We start from the raw sequence: 9,165 nt of genomic DNA on the forward strand, positions 1-9,165 counted from the left end.
TTGTTCTCCGTGCGCCCCGGGCCGGGGAACTGGGTGTGCTTCTGATACCACACCAGCGCCACGTGCGCGGCGATCAACGCCAGGATGATGCCCGGGAACAGCAGCACGTGCGCGATGTAAAGGCGCGGGATGATGATGTCGCCGGGGAAGTCGCCGCCGAACATCAGCCAGTGCATCCATGTGCCGATGATCGGGATCGAGATCGTGATCCCGGAGAACGCCGCCCGCAGACCCGTGCCCGAGAGCAGGTCGTCCGGCAGCGAGTACCCGAAGAAGCCCTCGAACATCGCCAGGATCAGCAGCAGCGAACCGATCACCCAGTTCGCCTCCCGCGGCTTGCGGAACGCGCCGGTGAAGAAGATCCGGAACAGATGCACGATGATCGACGCCGCGAACAGCAGCGCCGCCCAGTGATGGACCTGCCGCACGAACAGGCCGCCACGCACCTCGAAGGAGAGGTTGAGTGTCGTCTCATACGCCCGCGACATGGTCACACCGCGCAGTGGCTGGTAGGAGCCGTCGTAGACCACTTCCGCCATGGACGGGTCGAAGAACAGCGTCAGGTAGACGCCCGACAGCAGCAGGATGATGAAGCTGTAGAGCGCGATCTCGCCGAGCAGAAACGACCAATGCGTGGGGAAGACCTTGTTGATCGATCGCTTCATGAACGCCGCGGCGCGATATCGCTCGTCCATATCATTGGCTTGCTTGCCGATTATGCGCGCTGAATCCATAGCCATGGCCGACACCCCGCCCTGGGTGAGAGTGGTATGCGTTCCTACTACAGACGGTAGCAGAGCTGCGCGGCGGAATCGAGGGGCTTTTCCGCGCCAAACTGTGAAACAAGATCATTCACATCTCCCGGGCTCGCCGGGCGCCGCCGGATCCGAGTCGATATCGTTTTACTCGTGAGCGCGATGGCACCGCAGGACGCGACGATGTATTGGCTGTCCAAACGCACACACAACGACCTTTTTCTGCTGTATTGCTTCGCCGATCGCGGACGATCCACCGAGGAACTACGCGCGGTCGTCGCCGAACGGAGCGCGCGGATCCCTGACCTTCGGGTCCGGCTGCGCGAACTGCCCTCGGACGTCGATTACCCGTCTTGGACGCGGTGCGAATCCGGCTCCGAGCAATTCGTGGAACACGAACTGGCGGAGCGTAATTGGTCGCATCTGCTGGACGTCCTCGGCGATCTGCTCGGCACCGGTGTCGACGCCGCCGTACACCCGTGGCGGCTGCACGTGTTCCGCGGCATCGTCGGCGCGCCGGGACAGGAGGGGGAGCCCGCGCTGGTGGTAGTACTCCAGATGTCGCATGCCCTGGCCGATGGCCGGCGTGCTTCGGCGATCGCGCGTGCGCTGTTCAGCGCGTCGGGGGACCTCGCAGCACAGCACGGAAGTCGAGCCGCGTCGGTGGCGCCCGATGGAGTACGGGCCGCAGGCGAGGACGATGCCGCAGCGGCGGGCGGTTCGATTGGCGGCCGGCGGACGTCCAGTCATCCATCATGGTGGAAGCCACCCACACAGAGACTGTCCGCGCTGCTTGCTGATCGTCGCGGCGTCGGCTCGGCGGTAGGGGCTCCTCTGCGGATGATCGGTTCCGCGGTGCCGGCGAGTGCATCGGCGGCCGGGGTGCTGGCCGACTCGGCTCTCGGTGTTCTGCGTACGCCGGTTCGGTTGGCCGTGACCGCGGTGCGCGGTTACGAGGCGTTTCGAGCGCGGCAACGGCTGGATCATCTGACCGAGGCCGGTGAGGTGCCGCCACCCGGAACGGGTTATCCGCCGAGCGTGCTGAATCGAGCCGCCGCGGAAGCGGCCTTGCGGCACGAAGCCCGGGTGCTCGTATTCCCGGCCGAAGACCTGCGCGTTCCCGGCCGTACCGTCACGGTCGTCGCCTTGACCGCGGTGTCGCTGGCGCTCGCTCGCTACCTGGCCGACCGAGGTGAGCCGGTCGAGCGTCTCGGCGCGCAGGTTCCGATGGCCCTTCCCGAGCTCACCTACCCTCGTAACAACTATCGCAGTCTCGGCGTCGACCTCTTCATCGACGAACCGGACCTGCGTGTACGCGCCGACAAGATCGCGGCGGCGCTCGTCGACCGGCGTGTCCGAGCACGGCATCCGCTGCTGTCCGCGCAGGACCGGGTCACCTCGACCATCCCCGCTCCGATCCTGCGCCGAGATCTGGACCGCTATCCGGTCGACACCGTGCCCGACTCGATCTCGGGCCACACCGTCGTCTCCAGCGTCGACCGCGGCCCTGCGGACCTCGCCTTCGGCGGCGGCGCCGTGCGCTTCACCGCGGGCTTCCCGGCCCTCGGCTCCGTCATGCACCTCACGCACGGCGTGCACGGCTTGGGCGACACCGTCACCATCTCGCTGCACTCGGATCCGGCGGTGCTACCGGACCTCGACGCCTACGCCGCCCACCTCCGTGCCGCGCTGCTCGAAGTACACCGCACCCGGCTGGACTCCGCGTCCCGGCCGGTGTGATCGCCGGCGCTCAGGAGCGTGCGAGGGCCGGCTGCGGCGTGGCCTGGTGGACTTCGGCGGAGATCTTGATCTCGAGCTCGAGCCGGGTGGCGTTGATGACCGAGCGTTCTTCCTCGACGGTGTTCTCGATCGCCCGCGACCACAGCGCCTGGATCTCGCTGATCTCTTCGGCCGTCGCCTCGCCGTCGAGTTCGATCCGTCGGCGCTGCAAGCTGATGTTCAGCGCCGCGGTGAGCGTACGCATCAGGTCCTCGCAGCGATTGGGAATCTTGCGATGCGCCACGACGCGCAGACTGCTGATGAACCCCCGCGAACCCTCGACGGCCTGCCGGATCTCGTCGTCCACCTGATCCAGTTCCTCGGCCTCCCAGCGATCACAGTGCAACAACTGCAGGCGGACGTCGCTCGAGATAGCCAGCACCGAGGAGACCGCGCTCAGCACTGATTCCCGCCGCCATTTGTCGTGCTCGCGCCGCTCGGCCGCCGCGTTGGTCAACTCCACGTTTCGCTGCGCCGCGTCCAAGGTGACCCGGTTCCGCTCGTCCGCGGCGGTGAGCGCCGCCCGGTTCGTGCGGTTGTTGACCAGCACACCGACCAATGCCGCGACGGCGACGATGAGAGAACCGAAAAGCGGAAGCCACTGAGTCACGGGGAGATCATTCCATCGGAATCGTCGGTCGCACAGCCTGGATCGGGCGAAACGAGTTCGCCGTGCTACCGGGAGCCGAGGGTTCGGTCGGCATCGCTGTAGTGACATCTCGCCATAACCGGCGGTGCCGGTGCCGGTGCCGACCGACGGGCGGCACCTTCGTGTGATGGCCGACGACTTCGATGGTGGCAGAGCGTGTCCCGAGGAGGCGGCTTACCCTGCATCCGATTCGTAAGCGTCCGAGCGGGATTCGTCCGCGTTCGCCTCCTTGTCACAGCCTCCACTCTGTAACGTGTTGCGACATAACGTCGATATATCCCATGTAATCGACCCAAACGACAATCGGAGTCCAGTATGCGAACCTCGGTTCGAGCAATAGCGATGTGCCTGGCAGCTCCCGTTGTGGCAGTCGCTCTCACGGGGACGGCAACCGGCACGGCCGCCGCCCAGCCCGGCTGCTCAGGATCGATGAACGGTCCATGGTCCTACAACGGGATCTGCCAAGGCGATGCGGGCAACTACCGACTCGAGATCGACTGCATCGGATACAACTTCACCGCTAATCCGCCGATCTTCGGCCAGTACACAACGCGCCGAGACCTGCCTGTCGGACAGGCGGGCACGGTGGCTTGTTTCGGCCCCAACTGGTCCAGCGCCGGGTGGGGAGTGGGGGCGCGCATCTTCCGGCTCTGACTGCCGGAGGGTCCAGAGGGCCGGCCTGCGCGGTAGCCCGCCATGGCATGCGCCGGCTGGATGCGGGCACCGTGGCCGTCGCGCGTCTGCCGCACGGCGGCGATCGAATGCGACTCTCGGCTGCTTGCCCTCGCGGCGGTACCGGATTCAGTAGTACAAGGGACGATGTTCGCCACCATGCGGCTGCTTCGGTTGGTCGGAGCCGTGTCCGCCGACAACCCTCAGCGGCATGTTCGATCGGTGGGGTCGCCGTAGGTCCAGGTCAGGAGGGTGTAACTGCTCCTGACCTGGACTCTCTCCGGCGGAGGATAGGGGATTTGAACCCCTGAGGGCGTTAACCCAACCCGCGTTCCAGGCGAGCGCCATAGGCCACTAGGCGAATCCTCCGTGGAGCAGCATACCGGTAGCCCCCCGTCGGTCGCCAAATAGGGGCGGGGTTGGGGGTGAAGTGCCTGGTCGCGTGGGGGTGTGGACCCGGAGGATGGGTTTGGCGGCCGGAGGCGCTACACTGGCCGACGGATCCCGCGCGGCGCGCATCCTGTGAACTCCCCCAGGGCCGGAAGGCAGCAAGGGTCAACGGGCTCTGCCGGGTGCGCGGGGTCCCCTTTCAAATGGGGTCGCTCGGGCGCATGCGCTGTTGCCTCGCCGTCGCCCGGCGGTGCGGGTCACCCTCATCCCGCCTCGGATAACGCCTCCAATTCCGGGCAATGCACGGGTAACGTGAACCCCGTCCGCGGATGCACATGCGTCTGCACGGACAACTGTTCGGCCGCCGCCGCACATCGGTCCGGCCAAACCCATCGTCCCTTCGCTGCTTGAAAGGCTGCCCAGGATGCCCCGGCAAACGCAGATCGGTTTGATGAGCCATGAGGAGCTCGTGCTCGAGCACGAGACCCAGACCGCGAACTACGCGACGCTCGAGACCGAGAAGCTCACGCTGGACCTGACTCGGGGGAAACCTTCGCCGGAACAACTCGATCTGTCCGCCCCGCTCCTGCAGCTGCCCGGCGAGGGCGATTTCCGCGACGGCACCGGCACCGACTGCCGCAACTACGGTGGCCTGCACGGTCTGCCGGAACTGCGCGCGATCTTCGGCGAGCTGCTCAACATCCCGGTGGACAACCTGCTCGCGGGCAACAACGCCAGTCTCGAGCTGATGCACGACGTGATCGCCTACGCGATGCTGTACGGCACCAACGATTCCGAGCGTCGCTGGGCCGCCGAGGACACCCTGAAGTTCCTGTGCCCGGCTCCCGGTTACGACCGTCACTTCGCGATCACCGAAGCGCTCGGTTTCGAGATGATCCCGATCCCGATGCGCCACGACGGTCCCGACACGCACGCCATCGCCGAGCTGCTGGCGAACGATCCGCAGATCAAGGGCCTGTGGGCAGTGCCGAACTACTCCAACCCGACCGGCGTGGTCTTCTCCGAAGACGTTGTCCGCGAACTCGTTTCGATACCCGCCGCGGCGCCGGACTTCCGGCTGTTCTGGGACAACGCGTACGCCGTGCACCCGCTCACCGACACCGCCGCCCCGGTGATCGACGTGCTCGGCCTGGCCGCCGCGGCCGGAAACCCCAACCGGCCCTTGGTGTTCGCCTCCACCTCGAAGATCACCTTCGCGGGCGCGGGCGTGAGCTTCATCGGCGGTTCCACCGCGAACCTGGACTGGTACCTCAGCCACGCGGCGAAGAAGAGCATCGGGCCGGACAAGATCAACCAGCTGCGCCACTTGCGCTTCTTCGGAGATGCCGACGGCGTGCGGGCGCACATGCAGAAGCACCGCGCGATCCTCGAGCCGAAGTTCGCCTTGGTGCTGAAGATCCTCGAGGACCGGCTCGGCGCTTCGAAGGTGGCGTCGTGGACCGAGCCGAAGGGCGGCTACTTCATCAGCCTGGACGTGCTGGAGGGCACGGCGGCGCGGGTGATCGCGCTCGCGAAGGAGGCGGGCATCGCGCTCACCGCCGCCGGTTCGGCTTTCCCGTACCGCAACGACCCGGAGGACAAGAACATCCGGATCGCGCCGAGCTTCCCCAAGCTGCCCGAGCTGGAGAAGGCGATGGACGGCCTGGCCACCTGCGTGCTGCTGGCGGCCACCGAGAAGCTGCTCGGCAAGTAGAACGCAACGGGCCTGCCCGGCACGAATCCGTGCCGGGCGTTCCCGATGGTCCGGCCTCGGCTCGGTAGCCGATGCCCTCGGCCCGTGTCCCTCCGAGCGAAGGCGCCGCAGCCTCCTACCCGGTCTCCAACAGCTCTTTGAGCCGGGTCAGGTCGGCGCGGTTCGCCCGTCGGATCGCCGCCTCCAGTACAGGTGCGGCCAGTTTCCCGAATCCGCTCGGTTCGCCGCGGTTGCGCAGTGTCATGCGGGTACCGCCCTCCGGGGTGTCCGCCCAGGTGTAGGTCGTCTCCATCGGAAACGGCCCCTGCGCGGTGCGCATCACCAGCAGTGAGCCGGGGTGGTAGTCGACGACCTCATAGGTGTAGACCAGCTTGCTGCCGAGGAAGTGGGCGACGAATGCCATCCGTGAGCCGACGCGCAGCGGCGGCTCCGTCTCCCAGGTGACGCCGTGAATGCGCGAGTACCAGGCGGGCGCGTGCGCTGGATCGGCCGCGTATGCCGCGACCAGCTCGCGAGAGCGGTCGATCACGACGTCGGTCAGCACGTCGACGGCCATCGGGCGGTTCAGCGCGGCTTGTGCGCGAGGACGGCGAACATGGTGACCGAGAGGTGGATATCGCCGTTGGCGGCGGCCGCCTCGAGATCGGTGAGCAGTCGGTCGCGCTGAGCCTCGGTGATCGCACCGCGTGCGACGGCCATGGCCGAGACCCTGGTGACCAGAGAGCCCGCTCCGACGCCGCGATCCTGCACCAAGGCCTGCGAACCGATGTCGTCGACCACCAGGCCTGCCTTGGTGAGCAGACCGGGGAGCCGGCGGCCGGAGAGCGGATTGGTGGTCGCCGAAACCAGCGTATCGATCACCTCGCGGACGACCCCCCGGTCCCCGGGGTGCATGATCGCCGTGCCCCAATCGCTGTCCACGACGACGACGCGTCCGCCCGGACGCAGCACGCGCGCGATCTCGTTGGCCGCCCGGGCGGGGGCGGTCAGGTGCTGGAAGACCCGCTCGCACAGGACGGCGTCGAAGCTTTCCGCGCCGAAGGGCACGCCGTAGGCGTCACCGGAGTGGAATTTGGCCGTCGACCCGGCCTGGGCGGCGCGGCGTTCGGCGGAGGCGAGCAGATGCGGGTCCGGTTCGACGCCGATCGCGCTGCCGTCCGGGCCGACCGCTTCGGCGAAGGTCATGACCTCCGTTCCGGTGCCGGAGCCGATGTCGACGGCGTGTTCGCCGGGCCGCAGCGCGAGCGCTTCGTGCGCCCAGGCGCGCAAGCGGCGGATGCCGGGCAGCGCGGCCTGTAGGTCACGCACGTCGACGAGCTGGTCCTGGCCTGCTCGGTCGAACCGATCGGGGCGCAATGCGTAGGTGTTCATGAGCCCGTTTCCATCCCTGGCCGTTGCCGTCGTCTTGGTCGGTGTCGCCGTCGTCTGAGGCATGGCCTGGAGCCTACGCGGCAGGTCATCTACCCGCGCGTAGGCACTGTGAGGTGAGTCACTATCATTGATGAACCGCGCGCTTCGTGAGTACATAGGTAACTCCATGTACTCGCATCGAACTAACTTGCGATTGGCATCGTTGTCAAGAGCGGACCGCGTTGGAGTCAGTTGGTTGCATTGGGCCGCTCAGCTGCGGATACTTCCAACACCCACCCACTCCCGCTGTAGCATCGATTGCTGGCGTTGGCGGGTGCGAGCCTCGTTGGTTGACGTCAGTCATTAAATGGCGCTTTTGATGACAAGTAGCGATGGCTGACCAGCAACCACGCCGGGCACGAGCGAATCACGTATTGTGCCACGTTGGATCCCGCTGGACTCCTACAGCGGACCATCCCCGCGTGCGCGGGGCCGACACCTGGATCGCCTTCGAGTGCGTGCGCCGGTACGGACCATCCCTGCGTGCGCGGGGCCGACCGCCCACCGCCACGCGACGGCAGCCGAAGCCGTGGACCATCCCCGCGTGCGCGGGGCCGACGTACTGCGACCACCGCGACAGCTGACCGATCGCGGACCATCCCCGCGTGCGCGGGGCCGACCCGCAACCGGCCGGAGGTCTGCTGTTGTTGGTCGGACCATCCCCGCGTGCGCGGGGCCGACACTTGTTGAGCTGCGGATTTATGTGACGATACCCCGCCTTTCGTTCACTTCGTTCGGGGTCGGTTGGTCGCGTTGTGGTGGTGCTGTGTAAGTGCGGTGTGAACGGTGACCTGTCGTTCGATGATCTTGGTCGTCGCCCCCAGCGCATCTATCGTGCTTGGACACAGCACCTCCCCAGCAGACGATTAGTGTCCCCTCGCCCAAGCGGGATTCCGCGAGTCAAGTGGACTCAGCCGGACTGCTATGCGCGTTCAATCGTCGTGCCACCATCGCGTATGGGGCACACGCCTGAAATTCGTTCGGACCTTGTCCAATACGCAGGAGGGAACGAGATGAGCCCTGCCAAGCCCCGTCCGGACCCGTGATTCTGTCGGGCTGCGGCTACATCCCGCAGAACGTCATCGAGCAGATCCTGCGCGAGCAGCTCGCCGCACTGGGTGGCGAGATCGAGTGGAAATACCTGCGGTGGCGACCCGGACCGTTCCACCGATCGCTCGAACCTCGTCGCGGCTGCGGCGAGTAGGCAGGAGTCGGCGGACCTCACCGATCGCCACCATGCTGGAGGCTTCGGGCTGGCGTAGACGCTCGGCGCCAGCACCTCGGATAGCTGCTGGCGTGCGAGTACCGAATCCGGGTGGCCGCCTCCGCGCAGCTGGAACCGCCCGTATGCGGGCAGGATTGAGACGAGCCCAGACGGGCCACGCCGTCTGGGCTCGTTGTCTCGCGGCTGCGGTTACCGGTCGGCGCGCTCCGCGACTTGGCGTAGGTATTCGCGGATCAGTTCGGCCAGCCGTTGGTCCAGTTCGTCCAGTGCACGCGCGGGTTGACGCGCGCCTGGCGTTGCCGCCGCACTGTATTCGGTGCCCAGTACCGACAGTGCACGTTCACGCGGGTGACAGGGCGACGGGCAGTGGTGGTGCACGCTCAGGGTGCGGATCGCATCGTCGGGACTGAGGTGATCGGGATCGACCGCGCAATTGGTCTCGGCGATGTTGCTGTCCTGGACCGCCAGCAGTATGGGGCGGTGGGCGATCCTGCCCGCGTCGCGGCCACTGCGCCCCGGTAGGTCCTCGGGTGTCATCGGGTCGCTCCCCATGTTCCGAGCGCGGCCCAGC

Annotated in this window: 9 protein-coding genes, 1 tRNA gene, 1 other RNA gene and 1 CRISPR repeat array; of the genes, 5 read left to right on the top strand and 6 right to left on the bottom strand. The window is 66.9% G+C overall.

The annotated features are described in order from the left end of the window. The coding region (locus GVY39_RS33345) for a cytochrome bc complex cytochrome b subunit (RefSeq protein ID WP_370523866.1) at nt 1-740 on the bottom strand (740 nt) is incomplete at its 3' end. 168 nt (nt 741-908) lie between these two features. Between GVY39_RS33345 and GVY39_RS33350 the strand changes: the two genes are divergently transcribed. Next, nucleotides 909-2,495 carry a WS/DGAT domain-containing protein gene (locus GVY39_RS33350; protein ID WP_159930953.1) on the top strand — a complete coding sequence of 529 codons (1,587 nt, stop codon included), beginning with the start codon at nt 909-911 and terminating at the stop codon, nt 2,493-2,495. A gap of 10 nt (nt 2,496-2,505) precedes the next feature. On the opposite strand, the gene GVY39_RS33355 is transcribed toward GVY39_RS33350, so the two are convergent. Further along, nucleotides 2,506-3,144: a hypothetical protein gene (locus tag GVY39_RS33355; RefSeq protein WP_159930954.1), complete on the bottom strand. Its 639-nt coding sequence runs from the start codon at nt 3,142-3,144 to the stop codon at nt 2,506-2,508. 468 nt (nt 3,145-3,612) lie between these two features. Here GVY39_RS33355 and GVY39_RS33360 point away from each other — a divergent pair, with 468 nt between their 5' ends. Further along, on the top strand, nt 3,613-3,837 hold the full coding sequence (locus tag GVY39_RS33360; protein WP_159930955.1) for a hypothetical protein: 225 nt from the start codon (nt 3,613-3,615) through the stop codon (nt 3,835-3,837). Nucleotides 3,838-4,139: 302 nt separating this feature from the next. Here GVY39_RS33360 and GVY39_RS33365 read toward each other — a convergent pair. Further along, nucleotides 4,140-4,224: transfer RNA gene (locus tag GVY39_RS33365), tRNA-Ser, on the bottom strand. A 127-nt stretch (nt 4,225-4,351) separates the two neighbouring features. Here GVY39_RS33365 and ffs point away from each other — a divergent pair. Both ffs and GVY39_RS33375 read left to right on the top strand, forming a co-directional pair. Next, nucleotides 4,352-4,446: signal recognition particle sRNA small type (ffs, locus tag GVY39_RS33370), an RNA gene on the top strand. A gap of 223 nt (nt 4,447-4,669) precedes the next feature. Then, nucleotides 4,670-5,959: an aminotransferase class I/II-fold pyridoxal phosphate-dependent enzyme gene (locus GVY39_RS33375; RefSeq protein WP_159930956.1), complete on the top strand. Its 1,290-nt coding sequence runs from the start codon at nt 4,670-4,672 to the stop codon at nt 5,957-5,959. A 115-nt stretch (nt 5,960-6,074) separates the two neighbouring features. Here the strand turns inward: GVY39_RS33375 and GVY39_RS33380 are convergent, their stop codons facing one another. Then, entirely contained in the window at nt 6,075-6,515 is a 441-nt protein-coding gene (locus GVY39_RS33380; protein WP_159930957.1) for an SRPBCC family protein, read from the bottom strand. An 8-nt stretch (nt 6,516-6,523) separates the two neighbouring features. Further along, nucleotides 6,524-7,330 carry a methyltransferase domain-containing protein gene (locus GVY39_RS33385; RefSeq protein ID WP_159930960.1) on the bottom strand — a complete coding sequence of 269 codons (807 nt, stop codon included), beginning with the start codon at nt 7,328-7,330 and terminating at the stop codon, nt 6,524-6,526. Between the two features lie 447 nt (nt 7,331-7,777). Next, a CRISPR array of direct repeats spans nt 7,778-8,050; the repeat unit is 29 nt; unit sequence CGGACCATCCCCGCGTGCGCGGGGCCGAC. A 361-nt stretch (nt 8,051-8,411) separates the two neighbouring features. Here GVY39_RS33385 and GVY39_RS33390 point away from each other — a divergent pair. After that, nucleotides 8,412-8,573 carry a hypothetical protein gene (locus GVY39_RS33390; protein WP_159930958.1) on the top strand — a complete coding sequence of 54 codons (162 nt, stop codon included), beginning with the start codon at nt 8,412-8,414 and terminating at the stop codon, nt 8,571-8,573. Between the two features lie 210 nt (nt 8,574-8,783). Here GVY39_RS33390 and GVY39_RS33395 read toward each other — a convergent pair. Next, a partial coding sequence (locus GVY39_RS33395) for a hypothetical protein (RefSeq protein WP_240679493.1) occupies nt 8,784-9,165 on the bottom strand: 382 nt, incomplete at its 5' end.

This window comes from Nocardia sp. CY15, from assembly GCF_009829295.1.
Taxonomy (GTDB): Bacteria; Actinomycetota; Actinomycetes; order Mycobacteriales; family Mycobacteriaceae; genus Nocardia; species Nocardia sputi.

What these genes read in the sequence shown, in the direction of transcription:
- GVY39_RS33380 (WP_159930957.1), bottom strand. Translation starts at nt 6,515, where the DNA reads ATGGCCGTCGACGTGCTGACCGACGTCGTGATCGACCGCTCTCGCGAG.
- GVY39_RS33385 (WP_159930960.1), bottom strand. Translation starts at nt 7,330, where the DNA reads ATGAACACCTACGCATTGCGCCCCGATCGGTTCGACCGAGCAGGCCAG.
- GVY39_RS33375 (WP_159930956.1), top strand. Translation starts at nt 4,670, where the DNA reads ATGCCCCGGCAAACGCAGATCGGTTTGATGAGCCATGAGGAGCTCGTG.
- GVY39_RS33360 (WP_159930955.1), top strand. Translation starts at nt 3,613, where the DNA reads ATGAACGGTCCATGGTCCTACAACGGGATCTGCCAAGGCGATGCGGGC.